The 18,916-nt window shown below is 67.2% G+C and carries 13 protein-coding genes and 1 tRNA gene; 10 read left to right on the forward strand and 4 right to left on the reverse strand.

Translation table 11 applies throughout. The features are described from left to right. Positions 1-52: 52 nt before the first annotated feature. Complete coding sequence (gene nudC / locus AC5RT8_RS13335) at positions 53-1,015, forward strand: NAD(+) diphosphatase (protein ID WP_494096179.1); 963 nt, start codon at positions 53-55, stop codon at positions 1,013-1,015. Then, positions 1,012-3,138, forward strand: a complete 2,127-nt coding sequence (locus tag AC5RT8_RS13340) for an ATP-dependent DNA helicase UvrD2 (RefSeq protein ID WP_494096180.1) — start codon at positions 1,012-1,014, stop codon at positions 3,136-3,138. The genes nudC and AC5RT8_RS13340 overlap by 4 nt, the downstream gene beginning before the upstream one ends. 19 nt (positions 3,139-3,157) lie before the next feature. On the opposite strand, the gene AC5RT8_RS13345 is transcribed toward AC5RT8_RS13340, so the two are convergent. Continuing rightward, a complete protein-coding gene (locus AC5RT8_RS13345; RefSeq protein WP_494096181.1) occupies positions 3,158-4,240 on the reverse strand; it encodes a ThiF family adenylyltransferase in 1,083 nt (360 codons plus the stop codon). A gap of 157 nt (positions 4,241-4,397) precedes the next feature. On the opposite strand from AC5RT8_RS13345, the gene AC5RT8_RS13350 reads away from it, so the two are divergent. Then, the gene (locus tag AC5RT8_RS13350; RefSeq protein WP_494096182.1) at positions 4,398-4,982 is read left to right on the forward strand and encodes a M48 metallopeptidase family protein; all 585 of its coding nucleotides are present in this window, start codon (positions 4,398-4,400) and stop codon (positions 4,980-4,982) included. 72 nt (positions 4,983-5,054) lie between these two features. Here AC5RT8_RS13350 and AC5RT8_RS13355 read toward each other — a convergent pair whose 3' ends face one another. Then, the gene (locus AC5RT8_RS13355) at positions 5,055-6,509 is read right to left on the reverse strand and encodes a zinc-dependent metalloprotease (protein ID WP_494096183.1); all 1,455 of its coding nucleotides are present in this window, start codon (positions 6,507-6,509) and stop codon (positions 5,055-5,057) included. A gap of 307 nt (positions 6,510-6,816) precedes the next feature. Between AC5RT8_RS13355 and AC5RT8_RS13360 the strand changes: the two genes are divergently transcribed. From AC5RT8_RS13360 to AC5RT8_RS13375, 4 genes are all read left to right on the forward strand, one after another. Continuing rightward, a complete protein-coding gene (locus AC5RT8_RS13360; RefSeq protein ID WP_494096184.1) occupies positions 6,817-8,025 on the forward strand; it encodes a YlbL family protein in 1,209 nt (402 codons plus the stop codon). Positions 8,026-8,237: 212 nt separating this feature from the next. Beyond that, entirely contained in the window at positions 8,238-11,234 is a 2,997-nt protein-coding gene (locus AC5RT8_RS13365; RefSeq protein WP_494096185.1) for a UPF0182 family membrane protein, read from the forward strand. 112 nt (positions 11,235-11,346) lie between these two features. Beyond that, positions 11,347-11,423, forward strand: a tRNA-Met gene (locus tag AC5RT8_RS13370). A 79-nt stretch (positions 11,424-11,502) separates the two neighbouring features. Next, positions 11,503-12,051 carry a DUF6328 family protein gene (locus AC5RT8_RS13375; RefSeq protein ID WP_494096186.1) on the forward strand — a complete coding sequence of 183 codons (549 nt, stop codon included), beginning with the start codon at positions 11,503-11,505 and terminating at the stop codon, positions 12,049-12,051. Between the two features lie 56 nt (positions 12,052-12,107). Here the strand turns inward: AC5RT8_RS13375 and AC5RT8_RS13380 are convergent, their stop codons facing one another. After that, entirely contained in the window at positions 12,108-12,845 is a 738-nt protein-coding gene (locus AC5RT8_RS13380) for a PspA/IM30 family protein (protein ID WP_494096187.1), read from the reverse strand. A gap of 102 nt (positions 12,846-12,947) precedes the next feature. Next, entirely contained in the window at positions 12,948-15,044 is a 2,097-nt protein-coding gene (locus AC5RT8_RS13385) for a TPM domain-containing protein (RefSeq protein WP_494096188.1), read from the reverse strand. Between the two features lie 325 nt (positions 15,045-15,369). On the opposite strand from AC5RT8_RS13385, the gene AC5RT8_RS13390 reads away from it, so the two are divergent. From AC5RT8_RS13390 to AC5RT8_RS13400, 3 genes are all read left to right on the forward strand, one after another. Continuing rightward, positions 15,370-16,839 carry a S1C family serine protease gene (locus AC5RT8_RS13390; protein ID WP_494096189.1) on the forward strand — a complete coding sequence of 490 codons (1,470 nt, stop codon included), beginning with the start codon at positions 15,370-15,372 and terminating at the stop codon, positions 16,837-16,839. A 224-nt stretch (positions 16,840-17,063) separates the two neighbouring features. Beyond that, a complete protein-coding gene (locus AC5RT8_RS13395; protein ID WP_494096190.1) occupies positions 17,064-17,903 on the forward strand; it encodes an electron transfer flavoprotein subunit beta/FixA family protein in 840 nt (279 codons plus the stop codon). A 65-nt stretch (positions 17,904-17,968) separates the two neighbouring features. Beyond that, entirely contained in the window at positions 17,969-18,916 is a 948-nt protein-coding gene (locus AC5RT8_RS13400) for an electron transfer flavoprotein subunit alpha/FixB family protein (RefSeq protein WP_494096191.1), read from the forward strand.

Here is an 18,916-nt window from a genome sequence, read left to right on the forward strand (position 1 = left end):
GGGCAGGGGGCCAACTACAGTTTGGGGGGAGGGAGTCAGTACGGTAGGTGGTATGAGTATTCCGGCACCGGCAGCAGAAGTATCTCCCCTGGGTTTATTACCGCTGGCCCGGACGGCCGTGGACCGGGGGTCCGACCGCCGCGTGGCCCCCGATATTTTCGACACCATCCGCGCCGACGCCGGAACCCGCGTGATGTACCTGGCCGGCGGCCGGGCGCTGGTCCGTGACGGTGTCCTGGTGCTCCCGGACCCGCCGGCGGCGGGTTTCGGCGATGTTCCCGTCTATCTGGGCCGGACCCTTGAAGATGCGCAGGTGCCGCAGGGAACCGACGTCGTGCTGGTGACCTTGCCGGAACCCGATCCGGCGCTCGCCGTCGACGGCGCCGCCTGGGTGAGCCTGCGGGAGTCGGCCACGCACCTGGGCGCACTGGATGCCGGACTGTTTGTCGAGGCGGCCGCGATAGCCAACTGGCATGCCGTGCATACCCACTGCCCGCGCTGCGGGGCACGGACCGTGCCGGAACAGGGGGGATGGGTCCGCCGCTGCCCCGAGGACGGCAGCTCCCACTTTCCGCGCACGGATCCGGCCATCATCGTCGCCGTTGTGGACGAGGAGGACCGCATCCTGCTCGGTTCGGCCGCTGCGTGGGAGGGAAACAGGTATTCCACCCTCGCCGGCTTCGTTGAACCCGGCGAGTCGCTCGAGGCCGCTGTCATCCGCGAAGTGGCCGAGGAATCGGGGGTGGTTGTCCACAACCCGCAGTACCTCGGTTCACAGCCGTGGCCCTTCCCCTGTTCGCTCATGCTGGGCTACACGGCCCGGGCAGTGAATGCCGAGGCCCGCGCCGACGGCGTGGAAATGTCCGACGTCCGCTGGTTCAGCCGCGCCGAGCTTGCCGATGCCGTTTCGAGCGGCGAGATCACCATTGCAGGGCCCATCTCCATCGCCCGGAACCTGATCGAGCGCTGGTACGGCGGACCCATTATCGAACCGGAGGCCAACGCCCGCGCATGAGCAGTGAATCACCCGAAGCACGAATCCTGGCCGGGCTCGACGACGAGCAGCGCGCAGTAGCCACCACCCTCACCGGCCCGCTCTGCGTCCTGGCGGGAGCCGGTACCGGCAAGACCCGGGCCATCACGCACCGGATGGCCTACGGGGTGGCAACCGGCGTCTACAAGCCGCAGCAGGTGCTGGCGGTGACGTTTACGGCACGGGCGGCAGCGGAAATGCGGACCCGGCTGCGGGACCTCGGCTCCGGCGGCGTGCAGGCGAAGACCTTCCACGCCGCCGCGTTGAAGCAGCTCCAGTACTTCTGGCCGCACACGGTGGGCGGAGCCATGCCCGGACTGCTGGACCATAAGGCGCAGCTGATTGCCGAAGCGGCACGCCGGCTCCGGCTGTCGACGGACCGGGCTGCCATCCGCGACGTCGCCGCTGAAATAGAGTGGGCAAAAGTGTCCATGCTGACCCCGGACAGCTACGCGAAGGCAGCGGCCGACCGCGAGCCCCCGGCGGGTTTCGACCTGACTGCCGTTACGCGGATCTTCCAGTCCTACGAGGACGTGAAGGTGGACCGCAACATCATCGACTTCGAGGATGTCCTGCTGATCATGGTGGGCATCCTGCAGGAAGATGAGCGGGTGGCCGCCATGGTGCGGGACCAGTACCGCCACTTTGTGGTGGACGAGTACCAGGACGTGTCGCCGCTGCAGCAGCGGCTCCTGGACCTGTGGCTGGGGTCCCGCGACGAACTGTGCGTGGTGGGCGATTCCAGCCAGACCATTTACTCCTTCACCGGCGCCACGCCGCGGCACCTGCTCGAGTTCACCAAACGGTTCCCGAACGCCGACGTCGTCAAGCTGGTCCGCGACTACCGTTCCACCCCGCAGGTGGTCGGCCTGGCGAACCGGATCCTTGCCGCCCGTACCGCTGAAGGGGAACGGAACCGGATGGCACCGGCATGGCCGGCCCCGCTGGAACTGGTGGCCCAGCGGCCCGCGGGTCCGGAGCCGACCTTCACGGAGTGCGCCGACGACGAAGCGGAAGCCGCACACGTGGCGTCCTCCATCAAGGCCCTGATGGAACAGGGCGTGCAGGCCAGCGAGATTGCCGTCCTGTTCCGCACCAACGGGCAGTCGCAGGCCTACGAGCAGGCACTGGCCTCGGCCGGTATCGGCTACCAGCTGCGCGGCGGCGAACGGTTCTTCGCCCGGCGTGAAGTCCGGGACGCAGTGCTGCAGCTGCGCGCCGCGTCCCGCTCCGTGGGCAACGAACCCGTGCCGCAGCTGGTCCGGGACATTCTGGCCTCGCTGGGCTACACCGCTGAGGCACCGGCCGGCGGCGGGGCCACCCGCGAACGGTGGGAATCCCTGGCCGCGCTTGTGGCCCTGGCCGAAGAACTGCAGGTGACCCGGACCCGGGACCCGGACAGCATCTTCACCATGCAGGACTTCGTAGCCGAACTGGAAGAACGGGCGGCCGCCCAGCATGCCCCCCGGGTCCAGGGAGTCACCCTCGCGTCCCTGCACTCGGCGAAAGGCCTGGAGTGGGATGCCGTGTTCCTGGTGGGGCTGAGTGAAGGCCTTATGCCCATCTCCTTCGCCGACACCCCCGAAGCCGTCGATGAGGAACGACGGCTGCTGTACGTCGGCATTACCCGTGCCCGGGAGCACCTCGCCCTGTCCTGGTCCACGGCCCGGACACCCGGCGGGCGGGCCAACCGGAAACCGTCACGGTTCCTGGACGGACTGCGCCCCCGGACCGAGCGGGATGCCGGACGGACAGCAGGACCGGCCCGGCAGACCCGGCGCAAGGTTACCGGGCCGGCCAAATGCCGCAGCTGCGGTGCCCTGCTCAATACCGGTGCCGAACGCAAGATGGGACGCTGCGGAGACTGTCCGGTCACGTATGAGGAAGCCACCTTTGAGGCCCTGCGCGAATGGCGCCGGGAAGCGGCCTCCGAAGCCGGCATTCCCGCCTTCGTGGTGTTCACCGATGCCACCCTCGTTGCCATTGCCGAAGACCGGCCGCCGTCCCTGAACCGGCTGGCCACCCTCCCCGGGGTAGGGCCGTCCAAGCTGGAACGCTACGGCGAGGCGGTCCTGAAGGTGCTGGCCGAGAGCACCGGGGCGTAGCTCCGGGCTCTCGCGTCCGCTAGGCCACCCGGTTGCCCCTGCGCTGCAGCCTGCAGCCGCAGGCGGGGTGGTAGTCCAGCTTCCTCAGCTGCGGGTAGCCATCCGAGGCCCGCAGCCTCAGGACCGCGGAGATCACGGCCGGCTGATGAATCCCGTCGAGAAAGACCAGCGCCGCCATGGCTGCGGCGCCGGCTGCAAGTACCGATCCGGCGGTTTCCTCGCCGTCGGGACCAGGCGGGATTCCGGCAGGGAACTCCTCCCCGCCTTTTGCGAGGGCCCCGGCTGCGGCGTACCATCCCGGATCGGAGTCTGCGCGGTGGCGGTCGAGGCATTCCAGGCACGGAGTGAGTCCGGGGACCACCAACGGACCAATGTCCCATCCGCCTTCCTGGGCGGTCAGCACCAGCCGGGGAACACTGCCGTCACCGGGGTCCGGCTGCCGGTCCGGGGCCCAGGGAACGGCGCCCACCGTACGAACGGTGACCGCGAGGTCCACCGCCGCCGGCACCTGCCGTCCGCGGCCGGCGGACATCTCCAGCACCTGGACAGTAGGGTCCACCCGGAACAGGTGCCTTTTGACGGCGGCCGCCCGGTTCATTCCGATATCGGTCATGGCGTAGGCTGCCCCGACATCTGCCGGGGACACCACTGCCGGGTCCGTCAGCAAGAGGGTTCCGATACCCGCGGAGGCAAGGGTCCGGGCCAGCAGGGCCCCGGCACGTCCCAGCCCGTCAACGGACACGGCGGCAGCCGCCCGCCGGCGGATCGATTCTTCGCCGTTGGCCCGGTAAGCGGACGAAAGGCGCTGCGCATCGGGCAGCAGCCGCTCGGACCGGAGGGAAGGAACGGGGTCTGTCGTTACGTCATGCGGTACAAGCAGCGGCCCCAGCACCTGGAGCAGCGAGGCTGCGCGGTCCGGAGGCAGGGACAGTCCTGCTGCCGCTTCGGGTTCGGCCCCGTCCGGAATGCCCTGGCGCAGCGCCGCCAGGAAAGCGACGTCGGCATCCTGGAGATTCCTCAGCAGCAGCGACCCCGGGCCGATGCCCAGCTGCCGGGCCCCCGGTGCAACTTCGAGAACGTGAATTCCAGGATTGATCCGCATGGTCTGCTCCCGTGGTCTGGTTCTTCCCTCCCGTCCGAAGCGTGCCGTTCGGAGCGGCAGCTCTGCGGGCTGGAGACCATGCTGGCACGGCCGGGGCAACGGGGCGGTGTTATCCACAGGCTGCGGAACTGTCGGGAGGGGCGGCTACGCTTGCAATATGCCTTCCCCGCACCAAACCGCTGATCCTTCCATTCCGGCCGTCACCAGCACCGGGATACCCATTCAGGTACGGCGGTCGGCGCGGCGGAAGCGGACCGTCAATGCCGTCTTCCGGGACGGGGTGGCCCTGATCTCGATTCCGGCACATTTCTCCGCAGCACAGGAGGCCGAATGGGTGCGCAAAATGGCGGCGAGGCTTGAAGACCGGGTAGCGGCAGGACCGGATCCGGACGCCGGCGAGGGGGACCTGATGCAGCGTGCCGCGGAGCTGTCCCGGACCTATCTCTCCGGCCGGGCCCGGCCCGCGTCCGTCCGCTGGGTCAGCAACCAGAATTCCCGCTGGGGCTCGGCCACTCCCGCCCGGGGAACCATCCGGCTGTCCGACAAACTGCAGGGCATGCCCCAATGGGTGGTCGACTACGTGCTGCTTCACGAGCTCGCCCATCTGCTTGTACCCTCACACGGACCGGCCTTCTGGCGCCTGCTGGAAGGCTATCCGCAGACGGAGACGGCCAAGGCGTTCCTCTCCGGTGCTGCCTTCGCCAGTGCCCGCGGCCTGAAAGGGGAGATGGGGGAGGACTGACCTGTCCTTAACGCAGCTACTCCAGAGGCTGCTGCCTCTGGAGTAGCTGTGCGGAGCGGTCGGGTCCGGGTCTCAGTTGGCGCCGGGCCTGCCGTCCCCGCCGGTTCCGTTGCCGGTGTCGCCTTCGTCGCTTCCCTCGTCCGCGCCGGTGCTTCCGGCCTCGGGAGCGGATTCCTCCGATCCCTCCGCAGGGGTATCGAAGCCGCCCTCGAGCAGCCGCTGCAGGGCGGCATCAACATCGGAGTCCGCAGCTTCGAGCAGTTCGCGCCGCCGGCTGAAGCCCTGCGGATCGTCCAGGTCCTCGGAGGTGGGCATCAGGTCAGGGTGCTCCCAAATGGCGTCGCGGCCTTCGATACCGCGTTCCTCCGTAAGGTGTGCCCACAGCGCAGCGGCATCACGCAGCCGGCGGGGACGGAGTTCCAGTCCCACCAAGGAGGCGAAGGTGTGCTCCGCCGGACCACCGCTGGCACGGCGGCGGCGGATCATTTCACGCAGGGCGCCCGCCGAGGGAAGGTTCGCGGTGGCCGCTGCGGTGACTTCGTCCACCCAGCCTTCGACCAGGGCAAGCGCGTTCTCGAGCCGTTCGAGGGCGGCGTCCTGCGCGGGCGTGCGCTGGGGCTGGAAGACCCCGCCGGAGAGGGCGGACTGGATGGACTCAGGATTCGACGGGTCGATCTCCCGGGCCGCTTCCTCGATCTTGGACACATCGATGTGGATGCCGCGGGCGTAGCTTTCGATGGTGCCGAACAGATGCGACGCGAGCCACGGGGCCCGCGCGAAGAGGCGTGCGTGCGCAGCTTCGCGGACCGCGAGGTAGAGGCGGATCTCGGCCTCCGGGACATCCAAACCTTCACCGAAGGCGGCCACGTTGGCCGGCAGCAGGGCCATGGTTCCTTCGGCCAGCGGCAGGCCGATATCGGTGGAGCTGACGACTTCCTTGGACAGTGCTCCCACTGCCTGGCCAAGCTGGATCCCGAACATGGCCCCGCCCATGTTGGCGAGCATGGAAGACGCCCCGCCCATCATGGACTTCATTTCCTCGGGCATCTGCGCGGTGATGGCGTTGGACAGTGCTTCCGAGATGCTCACGGCCACGGGCTCGGTCAGGCGGCGCCAGGAGTCCATGGTGGCTTCCACCCATTCCGCCCGTGACCAGGCACGGCCGAGGCCCGCAGTGGAGGCGAAATCAGTGGCGGGATCCAGCCACAGCTCGGCCAGATGCAGGGCTTCGTCAACCTCGCGGGCCTGGGCCGGGCTGGTGGACGGGTCGCTGCCGGTGGCCGCTACCCGCCGGGCGTTGTCCTTGGCCAGCTGCCAGTTCACCGGGCCGTCCGAGGAGGAGCTGAACATGGCCTGGACCTGCTGGAAGATCATCGCCATCGCGTTGGGGTCCGAGGGCAGTCCGGCCGCCTTTGCCAGCTCGGAAGGGTCCATGCCGCCCGCTCCGCCGGCGCCGAACAGGCGCGCGAGCATTTCGGACAGCGGATCCTGCGGGTCGTCCCCGCGGTCGGATGGATTGGAGCTCATGGGATAACCACCGGTCCTGTGGAAGAAGATAAAGCGGAAAATACTGCGTTAGCGTCGATGCCCGGCACCGCCGAGCATATTCCCACCACGTTACCGGCAGCGGCCAAGCAATGTCCCGCACGGCCTGTTTTCGTTCGCTGTAGGCAAAGCCTGCCCTGCACGCCCGGAACGGGCGCCGGGCGTAGGCTTGCAGGGTTGGCAGCCCCACAGCGGGCACCGGCTTCATGCAGCACCGGCTTCATGCAGCACACGAGTTTCATTCAGCACACGAGTACACAGCACACGAGCGCAGGAAAAGGTTGGTCAGTTGCGCCCCTCTCATGACGACAGCAGGACCGCGGCGCAGGGTGTGCCGGGCACTTCCGCATCCGGGGAGCCTCCCGTCCCGGCCCCGCAGCCGGACGGCAGCTACTCCGTGTACCCCTACCAGGGTCTGGGGCCCGGCCGCCCCGCGCCGGCGAAACGCACCGCCCGCTCCCGCGCGATCATCGTCTCCGGAGCGCTCGCCGTCGTCCTCGGCGCCGCCGGCCTGCTGCTGCCCGCGCAGTACGTCGTCGAGTCACCCGGGCCGACGTTCAACACGCTGGGAAGCACCGGGGACGCCGAAATCATCGAGATCGAGGGGCGCCAGAGCTATCCCACGGACGGCGAGCTGGACCTGACCACGGTCTACGTGTCCGGCGGGCCCAGCACCAATATCAGCATCTTCCAGGCCGTGGGCGGCTGGGCGGACAACGACGACGTTGTCTATCCCACCGAGTTCCTCTATGCCCCGGGGACCACCAGCGAAGAGGTGGACGAGGAAAACGCCGCCGCCATGACGTCGTCGCAGGAGTCGGCGGTGGCCGCCGCCCTGACGCAGCTGGACATCGGCTTTACCCAGGAACTTACCGTCGCAGCGGTGGTTGAGGGTTCGCCGGCCGAGGGGGCGCTGCAGGTCGGAGACACCGTGACCGCGGTGGGGGACACCCCCATCGAGGGCATCGACAGCCTGCGCTCGGTACTGAACGACGGCGCCGGCTCGGCCGCGGAGGTCACGGTACGGCGGGACGGAAACGACGTCACGGAAACCGTGACGCCCCGGCGGTCCGACTCGGGCGTCTACCAGCTGGGCATTGAACTGGCGACGTCCTTTGAGTTCCCCTTCGACGTCAGCATCGGCGCAGGAATGGAACAGGTGGGCGGCCCCTCTGCCGGAATGATGTTTGCCCTGGGGATCGTGGACCGCCTCACCCCGGAACCGCTGACGGGCGGACGGCACTTTGCCGGCACCGGGACCATCGATGCGGCAGGCAACGTCGGTCCCATCGGCGGGATCCGGCAGAAACTCATCGGCGCCTCCGACGCCGGTGCGGAGTATTTCCTCGCACCCGCGGATAACTGCGGCGAAGTTGTCGGGCATATCCCCGACGGTCTGGACGTGGTGCGGGTGTCCACCCTGGACGAGGCTGTCCAGGCGGTCGAAAAGCTTGCCGCCGGCACAAGCGCGGCGGACCTGCCTCAGTGCACCCCCTAGTGGTGGATGGCCCGGCCTAGTTACGATCGGGACAAGGTTGTTTACGGCACCGGGTGGAAGTGGCAGCCAAAGAGCAATCCAAGGCAGAATGGCTTATGGACGGCTTTCCGGCCATCCAGCGGGAACACAGGGCGGAAGACGCGGCCCGGCAAGGCTCCCGCCGGTGCATCCCGGGAAGGCCGCGAGCCGACGCATCGAACGATGAGGTAACTGTGACTTCCGGACCAAACGGCCCATTTTCCCGACCCGGTACGGCCACGGCCGTCGGCAGGCGACGGCGGCGCAGCCCGCTGGTCGCGACGCTGATTGTCGTTGCCGTACTGGTTATTGGCTTTGTGTATTTCTCCCAGGTCTACGCAGATGTCCTCTGGTATGACCAGCTGGGCTACCTGGAAGTCTTCATCAAGGAGAACCTGACCCGGATCTCCATGTTCCTGGCCGCCTTCCTGGTGATGGCCGCCGGAGTGTTCGCCAGCATCCGCGTGGCTTACACCTCGAGGCCGATCTACGCGCCCGACAGCGCACTGCAGGACAACCTGAACCGCTACCAGGCCCAGCTGGAACCGATCCGCAAGCTGCTGATGATCGGCATCCCGGTCGTCGTGGGCGGCTTTGCCGGCACGGCTGCCATGTCCATGTGGCAGCAGACGCTGCTCTTCTTCAACCGGCGTGACTTCGGGCAGACCGATCCGCAGTTCAACATGGACTACAGCTTCTACCTGAATACGCTGCCGTTTATCGGGTTCCTCGTAAGCTTCCTGATCAGCGTGGTCGTCATCGCCGGGATTGCCGGCCTGCTGACCCACTACCTTTACGGCGGCATCCGGCTGGAGGAGAAGGGCGTGTTCGTGAGCCGCCCCGCCCGCCTCCATGTGGCCGTCATTGCCGCAGCGTTCCTCATCCTGCAGGGCGTCAACTTCTGGCTTGACCGCTACGACACTCTGCTGAGCACGTCCGGAAAATGGACCGGCGCCCTTTACACGGACGTTGAAGCCGTCATCCCGACGAAGGCCATCCTGGCTGTCGCCTCGGTGATCGTTGCCATTCTCTTTATTCTCTCCGCAGTGATCGGCCGCTGGCGGCTGCCCATCATCGGCACCGCCATGCTGATCATCACGGCCATTGTGGCGGGCGGCGTCTATCCCTGGATTGTCCAGCGTTACCAGGTGGAGCCGTCGGAGCTGAGCCTTGAACGCGAATACATCCAGCGCAACATCGACCTCACGCGGGAGGCCTACGGCCTGACCGAAACCGAGGTCATCCCCTACGACGCCACGGTGAATGCCAATGCCGGAGCCCTCGCGCAGGACGCCGGTACCACCGCGAATATCCGCCTCCTGGACCCGAACGTCGTCTCCGACGCGTTCGGCCAGCTGCAGCAGTTCCGCCAGTACTACCAGTTCCCCCAGACGCTGAACGTGGACCGGTACGAGATCGACGGCGAGGTGCAGGACACGGTCATCGCCGTCCGTGAACTCAATGTCGGCGGCGTGCCCTCCGGCTGGGTCAATGAACACATTCTCTACACCCACGGCTACGGCGTGGTGGCAGCGCGCGGTTCGACGGTCGGTGCGGACGGAAAGCCGAGCTTCATGGAGTCCGGCATCCCCTCCACCGGTGTCCTTACCGACGGCGGCGAGTACGAACCGCGGATCTACTTCGGCGAAAACTCGCCGCAGTACTCGGTGGTCGGCGCACCGGAGGGCACCGCCCCGGTGGAAATCGACCGTCCGCAGACGGGCAACTCGGAAGAGGAATCCCAGACCACCTTCACCGGCGACGGCGGACCCAGTGTTGGAAACTTCTTCAACCAGCTGGTCTACGCCATCAAGTTCCAGTCCACCGAGATGCTCCTCGCGGATACGATCAACGAGGAATCGCAGATCCTCTACGACCGCGACCCCCGCGAACGCGTGGAAAAGGTTGCCCCGTACCTGACTGTTGACTCCAATGCCTACCCTGCCGTCATCGACGGCCGGGTGAAGTGGATCGTGGACGGATACACCACCAGCAAGTACTTCCCGTACTCCACCCAGCAGGAGCTGCAGGACGCGACGACCGACTCGCTGACCCCCGGTGCCGCGGCGCTGCCGCAGGAGCAGGTGAACTACATCCGCAACGCGGTCAAGGCCACGGTCGACGCCTACGACGGCTCGGTCGAGTTGTACGCCTGGGATGACGAGGATCCGCTGCTGAAGTCCTGGCAGAGCGTCTTCCCCTCCACCCTGAAAAAGTACAGCGACATGTCCGCGGATCTGATGGCCCACGTCCGTTACCCCGAAGACCAGTTCAAGGTGCAGCGTGAGCTGCTCGGCAAGTACCACGTGACCGATCCGGATTCCTTCTACCAGAACGACGACGCGTGGAGTGTTCCGGCCGATCCTACGGGCGGCAACGGCAACATCAAGCAGCCGCCGTACTACCTGTCGCTGCAGATGCCCGGCCAGGACGAAGCAACCTTCTCCCTGACCACGCCGTTTATTCCGTTCGTGAACGAAGGCGGGGATCCGCGCAACGTCCTGTACGGCTTCCTGTCGGCGGAAGCGGATGCAGGCACGGGCGAGCAGGGGGTCAAGAGTGAGGACTACGGCAAGCTGCGGCTGCTGTCCCTGCCCACGGATACGGCCGTTCCCGGCCCGGGCCAGGCACAGAACACGTTCAACTCCGACCCCACCGTTTCCAACGCGTTGAACCTGCTTCGCCAGGGTGCCTCGGAAGTCATCAACGGCAACCTGCTGACGCTGCCGGTCGGCGACGGCATCCTGTATGTCCAGCCGGTCTATGTCCAGTCCTCCGGTGAGGCATCGTATCCGACGCTGCAGCGGGTGCTGGTGAATTTCGGCGAGAAGGTCGGCTTCGCGCCGACCCTGGACGAAGCGCTGAACCAGATCTTCGGCGGCGACTCCGGTGCGGACACCGGGGACGCGGGCAATGTCGGAGCCACACCGCCGGCTCCGGAGGGCGGGGCGGACGCCACGGCCCAGTCGGATCTGGCAACAGCGCTTTCCGACGCCGGACAGGCCATCCAGGACGGCCAGGCCGCCTTGGGGCGCGGTGACTTCGCGGCGTACGGCGAGGCGCAGAACCGGCTCCAGGACGCCATTGCACGCGCCACCGAGGCCCAGGAGCAGATGGAGGGTGCAGCGGGCGGAGATAACGCCGAAGCACCGGAGTCCACTGAGCCGGCGGAGGACGGCGAAGGCAGCTAACGGCCCGCGGCGGAGCGCACCTGCGCTCCGCCGCCTGGCCGGCTCCACGATAGAAGCACAGGAGAGCCGGTTTGCGTCCTTGTCCTGCAGCGGGTAGAGTTAAATATCGCGCCGCGGGGTGGAGCAGTTCGGTAGCTCGCTGGGCTCATAACCCAGAGGTCGCAAGTTCAAATCTTGCCCCCGCAACCAAAGGAAGTCCCCCGAGGATCCGTCAGGAACCTCGGGGGACTTCTGTTTTGTCTGCCGGAGGGCACACTAGACTCCCCGTATGCGCGATACCCCGGCGCAGCGGGACCCGGACCGCGGGGAAACCCCGCTGCAGAAACAGGACCGGAACTGGACGGACCTGCTGCAGGAACTGCGGGTGCTCCAGACAGGAATCCAGATCCTGACCGGGTTCCTGCTGACGCTGCCGTTCCAGCAGCGCTTCACGGAGTTGAACCCGGTCCAGGTGGGGGTGTACCTGTCCCTGGTGGTGCTGTCGGTAGTTGTCACCGCGCTGCTGCTGTCCACGGTGGTGATGCACCGGACCTTCTTCCACCGGCGGATCAAGCGGAACCTGGTGGACAGCGCTGACCTGCTGCTGCGTGTCACCCTGGCCCTGGTCGGCCTGATTCTGGTCGGCACCATCGGCCTCGTGTTCGATATCGTGCTCTCCGGTGCCGCCGGCGCCGTAGCTGCTGCAGTAGTCGCCGTGCTCGTGGCGATGCTCTGGCTGCTGCTTCCTCTCCTGCTGCGAAGCCGTGCGCTGCGAAGCCGCGCCCGGCAGCAGCGTAACGGTCGGCACCGGACCGGACCGCAGGAGCAGGAGAGGTAGGCCGGACAGCCGAAGGGCGGGCACCGCTGCCGGTGCCCGCCCTTCGGCTGTGTCTATCAGTCCTCGATGGCGGACTGCTTCGAGCCCGACGACTTCAGGGCCGCCAGACGGGCTTCCACCTCGGTCTGCTCGCCGAGATCCTCGAGGGACTCGAACTGTGCATCAAGGCTGGAGGCGGCGAGCTCGTTGGCTCCGCGGACGCGGGCTTCCTCGCGGCGGATCTTCTCTTCGAAACGGCCAACCTCGGACGTGGAATCCATGACATCGATGCTCTTCATCGCCTCGTGCATCTGTGTCTGGGCCGAGGCGTTGCGGGCGCGTGCGATCAATTCATCGCGCTTGCTGGTGAGCTGATCCAGCTTGCCCTTCATCTGGTTCAGCCCGGCCTTGAGACGTTCAACGATTTCTTCCTGGGAAGCGATCGTCGGCTGGGCGCCCTTGGCTTCATTCTCGGAGGCGATCTGGCGCTGAAGGGCCACCTTGGCGAGGTTGTCGAATTTCTCGGCGTCAGCGGTGTTGCCGGCGGCACGGAATTCATCGGCCTTGCGGGACGCTGCCAGAGCCTTGTTGCCCCAGTTCTGGGCGTTCTGGATGTCCTCGTTGTAGTCGTCCTGAAGCATCCGCAGGTTGCCGATTGTCTGCGCGACGGCGCTCTCGGCTTCGGCGATGTTGTTGCTGTAATCGCGCACCATCTGGTCGAGCATCTTCTGCGGATCCTCGGCCTGGTCGAGGATGGCGTTGATGTTGGCCTTGGCCAACTGGGTAATACGTCCGAAAATCGACTGCTTAACCACGGTGTCTGCCTTTCAATCTGCTGTGTTCGGAAAAATCCCGCCTCCGCCCGGGGGCGTTACGGGTACATCTTGGTGTACTTTCGCGTCTTTGGCCCGTACCGGCTAGAAGTTTCCGCCGGATGAGCCGAACCCGCCGCCGTCAAACCCTCCACCGCCGCCGAACCCGCCGCCCCCGAAGCCGCCAAACCCGCCGCCGCCCCAACCGCCGCCGTGCGAACCGCCGCGCAGAATGGAATCAATGAGGATGCCTCCTAGGATGGCGCCGCCCAGCCCGTTGCCCCCGCCGCCGAACCCGCCGCCGCCGTAGCCGCCGCCGAACCCGTCAACGTCCTGCTGCGCCATGTCCGCTGCCTGCGCGGCCAGCGCATTGGCCTGCTGGGCATAGGCGAGTGCACTGACGGGATCGCCGGCCTGCATGGCGACCGCCTGCTGGAGATTGCGTTCAGCCTCCGCCAGCCGGGTCCGTGCCTCGCTGCCGACCCCGCCCCGGCGTGCGCGGATGTAGTCCGAGGTGCCGGAAATCTGGGCCTGCGCGGCCATGATGGCGTGCTGCAGGGAATCCCGTGCCCGCCGCTCCTGGTCCTGGCGGTCCCGGATTCCCTCCAGGGCGGCATCAAGCTGGCTGTTGGCCGTCTCCAGGCGGCGGAGCAGGTCCACCGGGTCGAAGGGACCGGCCTGCATCGACTGGTTGACGGCATCGAGGGCAGCCCGGACCCCTGCTGCCGGCCCGGCGAGACCGGGTGCGGTTCCGCCTGCGGCAATGGCACCGGCGGAGGCCAGATCCTGGTTGGCGTCGGCCACGGCGCGCTGGAGCTCCTGGCGCGCGGCATCGAGTTCCCGGCTGCGCTTGTCGATGGCGTCCAGCAGCACGTTGGCCTGGTGGACGGACTCCTCAGCCGCCCGGACGGAAACCACTGCCGAAGACGTGTCCCCTTCGGCCAGTTTTTCATTCGCCGTTGCGGCCGCATTGGATACGAACGCCAGGCGCTCATGGGCCTGGTCGATGTTGTCGCTGACCTGGTTGACCGCGGAGGCGGCATAGCGGGAACGCAGCGAATCCAGGGTCGCCGCCGCGGCGCTCAGGCGGGAGGCGGTCTGGTCAGCGGCAGCCTGGGCTGCCGCCAAAGCGGCAGGGGCGTTCTTCTCGAGCTCTCGAAGGGAGTCGAACTCTTCCTTGTGTGCCTGCAGCGATTCGTTTACCGCCTCGCAGCGGCGGATGATGTCCTTCAGCCAGGTGCGCTGCTGCTGTTCAGTGTCCGGAATATGGTCGTCGAGCTGCTGCTGCAGTTTGAAGGACTCGCCCATGTGGGCGCGGGCAGCGGCCAGGTCCTGGGAGAACGTGGTGACGGCGTCTTCGCCGTAGGCGGCCATGGCGAAGCCGAGTTCCTGCTCGCTGGACTTAATCGCGTCGTCAGCTGCCACGAGCAGGCTGCCGGCGCGCTTGCGCAGGTCCGGAACGCTCAGGGTGTCCAGGGGGTCCGCGGGTGCCGCCGGGCCCTGCCGTTGGACAGGTGCGGCTGCAGCGGACTTGCGGCGCCGGCTGCGGATCAGGAGCGCTGTTCCCAGTCCGCCGGCCACCACGACGCCGCCGACCAGCAGGGGCGCTATGTCGGCTCCGCCGGATTCTTCCGCGGCCGCAACTTCTCCGTTTCCGCCGCGGGCAATATCTTCCAGCGACTCGGCAGCGTTCACTGCGCTGTTGGCCCACTGGGCGGAGGAAATGTCCTGGGAGCCCAGCAGGGGATCGGTGGCCGCTGCCAGAATGGCATTGCGGCGTGCCTGGTTCAGGACGCTCTGGTCGCCGGTGGCAACCTCGATTTTCCGATCCTCGGTGGCAATGCTCAGGAGCGCTTCCCGGGCACCCATGCCTTTGCCCCGGACCACCTGTTCCGACCAGGCGGCAGGATCCGAGGGGGAGGTGAAGGAGTCGACATAGACAACGTAGAGCGTGTATCCGGTGTTTCGCTGCACCTCCGATATGGCATCTTCCACGTCGGACGCATCGCTGCCCAGCACATCGGCAGGGTCAACGACGTATTCGCCCGGCGGTATCCGTACCGGGGATTCGAACGGAATGCGGACAGCCGGTGCGGCTGTGACCTGGGAAGGGCCGGCAGACCCGGCAAACGCAGCGGCGGGAACCAGGACCGTCACCGTGCTCAGGCCGAGTACGGCCGCCAACCTGTTCCGTGACCGCATAAAACATCCTTCGGTTTATTTCTGCTCGGCGTTGGCCGTGGAGGCAGCATGTGCGGCCGTGGACCTTGGTACCGATTCTAGGGGCCGCCCTATGCTGCGTCCACCGGGCCGCAGGTCGGAGAACGGGCCTCCGGTGTCGGCCACGGCCGCCTGACCTGCACCTTTGCCGCTGCGTTCCCGGCAGGATGCCCGTAGCCGATATTCGGGATGTTCACAGCAGATGTCCAGCAACTGTCCTCGTATGTCCCAGCTTGCACTGTCATAGTGGTTACAACAACGATGTGGCTAGACCATGGGTAAACCGAATGGTGAAAGGACAACCCACATGACTGAGCAAAACGGGGGAACAGGCGAGCGTCCGCTGCCTCCCCGGCCGCCCGCACCGCCGTCGTTCCCGAGCACGGCGCAGGGGGACCAGACCTCCCCTTCCGGTGAACCGGTTAATCCGTCGGCGGACTCCGGGCAAGCGCACGGACAAGCGGCGGGCGGTCCCGGCACCTACGGTCCCGTTCACGGTTCTTCACCGTATGCATCCGCTGGCCAGGGCACGGCATTTTCCGCTCCGGCCGGAACCGCGCCGGCGGGCGGATCCCGGACGAGGAAGTTCGGGGCCGGAACGCTGGTGGCCGGCATGGTGCTGGCCGGACTGCTGGGCGGCGGCGTTGCCGTGGGCGCCAACACCCTCATGGAGGACAGCAGTACGGCGGGCTCGGCCAGCCAGCCGCAGACCGTCGTGGTGAACGATAAAGACAGCGTCAACGCAGTCACCGCGGCAGCAGTGAAAGCCGCGCCGAGCGTCGTGACCATTGAGGTGGCAGCCTCGGGCAGCACCGGCACCGGGTCCGGGATCATCCTTGACGATGACGGCCACATCCTGACGAACACGCACGTGGTGACGCTCGGAGGAACCGCCGCGGACCCCGCGGTCGAAGTCCAGACCTCCGATGGGCGGGTACTCACCGCGACCATCGTCGGCACGGATCCCGTGTCGGACCTGGCAGTGATCAAGGTGGACGCCGATGACCTCACGCCCGCGTCCCTGGGGGATTCCGGGAAGCTGAACGTCGGGGACACCGTGATTGCCATCGGCGCTCCGCTTGGCCTGTCCGGGACCGTCACGGACGGCATCGTCTCCACCCTGAACCGCACCATCAGCGTGCAGTCCTCAGCCGCACCGGAGGAATCGGAGAATTCCGATGAGCCCGAGGACAACGGTTTCGGCTTCCGTTTCGCTCCGCCGGACGGATCGTCGCAGGACCAGAGCACTGCAGAGAGCTCGATCTTCCTTAACGTCATCCAGACCGATGCCGCCATCAACCACGGCAACTCCGGTGGCGCGCTGGTGAACAGCGAGGGCGAAGTGATCGGCGTCAACGTGGCTATTGCCTCCGCGGCTTCGGGTTCGGCGGGTGAGGACAGCGGCAACATCGGCGTCGGCTTCGCCGTTCCCATGAGCTACGCAGAACGGGTCGCTGACGAAATCATCGACAACGGTTCGGCTACGCACGGCTACCTCGGCGTGTCGGTCACCCCGGCAACCGCGTCCGACTCGGCGTCGACGTTCACCGTGGGGGCCGAAGTTGCCGAGGTTGTGCCGGGTTCGCCCGGTGAGAAGGCAGGCCTGCGCCAGGGGGACGTAGTCACATCGGTGAACGGCATCCCCGTGACCGATGCCCAGTCGCTCACCGCCGCGATCCGCATGCAGCCGGCCGGCGGCAAGGCGACCATCGATTACACCCGCGGGGGCAAAGCGGACAGTGCCGACGTCACGCTCGGCAATTCGGCGGATCAATAGCAGCACGCCCGGGCTAATCGAAGCTGCGGGCAGCACGGCGGGAAGGGCCGTCTCCGGGAAGATCCCGGGGCGGCCCTTCTCCTGTGTCCGGGCCTTCCCTCCGCGTCGAGGGGAAAGCCCGGCCAGGGTGTGATTAGCTTTAAACGCACCGTTCCTGAGCGGTGCGCGTCGGCGGGAGCATTTCTTTGCCGCCGGAACCGAATTTCCTACCGGAAAGGCGCCGCATGCAGGAGTCAGCCACCCGTCCGCTGAACATTGTTGTTCTGGTCAAGCATGTCCCCGACGCGCAGTTCGACCGGCATCTGACCGGTCCCGGGCACACCCTCGACCGCAGCGAGAGCATTCTTTCCGAGCTGGACGAGTACGCCCTCGAAGCTGCGCTGCAGCTGGCCGAGGCCCGCGGAGGGGAGGCAGCCGGGAACCGGGTGACCGCCTTGGCGATGGGTCCGGCCGCAGCCGTGAACGCGGTGAAGAAATCCCTGCAGATCGGCGCCTATGCCGGCGTGCATTTGGCGGACGACGCCCTCGCCGGTTCCGATGCGGCCGGTACCTCACTCGCCCTTGCCGCGGCCGTGCGTGCCGTGGAGCAGATCCAGGGGCCGGTGGACCTGGTCATCACGGGGATGGCGTCCACGGACGGTGAAACCTCGCTGGTTCCCGCCCAGCTCGCCGAACGTCTGCAGGTGGCCCAGGTGACCTTTGCCTCTGAACTGGAAGTGGCCGACGTCGACGGCGTTCCGGTGGTGACGGCCCGCCGGGACGGCGATTCCTTCACCCAGACCGTGGAAGCACCCCTGCCGGCCCTCGTTTCGGTGACCGACCAGGCCAACAGCCCGCGCTACCCGAACTTCAAGGGGATCATGGCGGCCAAGAAGAAGCCCGTCACGGTGCTCACGCTCGCCGAGATCGGAGTGGATCCGGCGCAGGTCGGGTTCGACGGCGCCTGGACGGCAGTCGCCGCATCCGCTCCGCGGCCGCCGCGCTCGCAGGGAACCATCGTCACCGACGACGGCACCGCCGGCGTGCAGCTGGTGGACTACCTCGCCGCACAGAAACTGATCTAAGCCTTCTCCCTGCTCGAAACCGGCGCTCCGCAGGCGCCGCCGCCTACGTCCCGAAGGAGCGCATCATGGCGTCCGTCCTGGTTTTTCTTGATGTCCCCGCACTGCCCCTGCCGCGGGCTGCCCGCGAACTGCTGACCCTTGCCGGCACCGTGGGCGAACCGGTGGTCGCCGCCGCGCACAGTGCGGATCCGGCCATGCTCGAGGCCCTGGCCTCCCACGGCGCCGTGAAGGTCTACGAACCGGCAGGGGAACTGGACAGCGTCCTGGTGGCTGCCAAGGCAGCCTTCCTGGCGGACGCTGCCCGGCTCGAACAGCCCGCCGCGGTCCTGCTGGGCAATTCCTTCGAAGACCGGGAGATCGCCGCCCGCACCGGGATCAAGCTGGGCTCCGGAGTCATTACCGATGCCGTTGCCGTGGCTCCCGACCTTGCGGTCACCAAGTCGGTGCTGGCCGGGTCCTACACGTCGACCTGCCGGGTACGGACGGGAATCCCGGTCATCACCGTCAAGGCCAACAGCGTTGAGCCCGCGGCGGCGGATCCGGCTGCCCCCGCTCCGCAGCGCGTGGAGGTGCCGCTTACCGACGCCGGCCCGGCGGCACGGATCACCGGACGCTCCGGCAAGCGCGTGAGCGGGCGCCCGGAACTGGCCGAGGCACGGGTGATCGTGGCCGGCGGCCGCGGCATGGACGGGGACTTCGGTCCCGTGGAGGAACTGGCGGACCTGCTTGGCGGAGCGGTGGGCGCTTCGCGTGCAGCGACGGATGCCGGGTGGATCGAACATTCCGCGCAGGTGGGCCAGACCGGCAAGACCGTCTCCCCGCAGTTGTACATTTCCGCCGGCATTTCCGGTGCCATCCAGCAGAAGGCCGGCATGCAGACCGCCAAGGTGATTGTCGCCGTCAATAAGGACGCCGACGCTCCGGTGTTCGAGATCGCGGACTTCGGCATTGTCGGCGACGTGTTCTCCGTACTGCCCCAGGCCGCCGAAGAGATCCGCAAGCGCAGGGCCTGA

This window comes from Arthrobacter sp. Ms25 (assembly GCF_059090365.1).

Excerpts from the sequence above, each read along its gene's own strand:
- nudC (WP_494096179.1), top strand. The coding sequence starts at position 53 with ATGAGTATTCCGGCACCGGCAGCAGAAGTATCTCCCCTGGGTTTATTA.
- AC5RT8_RS13340 (WP_494096180.1), top strand. The coding sequence starts at position 1,012 with ATGAGCAGTGAATCACCCGAAGCACGAATCCTGGCCGGGCTCGACGAC.
- AC5RT8_RS13345 (WP_494096181.1), bottom strand. The coding sequence starts at position 4,240 with ATGCGGATCAATCCTGGAATTCACGTTCTCGAAGTTGCACCGGGGGCC.
- AC5RT8_RS13350 (WP_494096182.1), top strand. The coding sequence starts at position 4,398 with ATGCCTTCCCCGCACCAAACCGCTGATCCTTCCATTCCGGCCGTCACC.
- AC5RT8_RS13355 (WP_494096183.1), bottom strand. The coding sequence starts at position 6,509 with ATGAGCTCCAATCCATCCGACCGCGGGGACGACCCGCAGGATCCGCTG.
- AC5RT8_RS13375 (WP_494096186.1), top strand. The coding sequence starts at position 11,503 with ATGCGCGATACCCCGGCGCAGCGGGACCCGGACCGCGGGGAAACCCCG.
- AC5RT8_RS13385 (WP_494096188.1), bottom strand. The coding sequence starts at position 15,044 with ATGCGGTCACGGAACAGGTTGGCGGCCGTACTCGGCCTGAGCACGGTG.
- AC5RT8_RS13390 (WP_494096189.1), top strand. The coding sequence starts at position 15,370 with ATGACTGAGCAAAACGGGGGAACAGGCGAGCGTCCGCTGCCTCCCCGG.
- AC5RT8_RS13395 (WP_494096190.1), top strand. The coding sequence starts at position 17,064 with ATGCAGGAGTCAGCCACCCGTCCGCTGAACATTGTTGTTCTGGTCAAG.
- AC5RT8_RS13400 (WP_494096191.1), top strand. The coding sequence starts at position 17,969 with ATGGCGTCCGTCCTGGTTTTTCTTGATGTCCCCGCACTGCCCCTGCCG.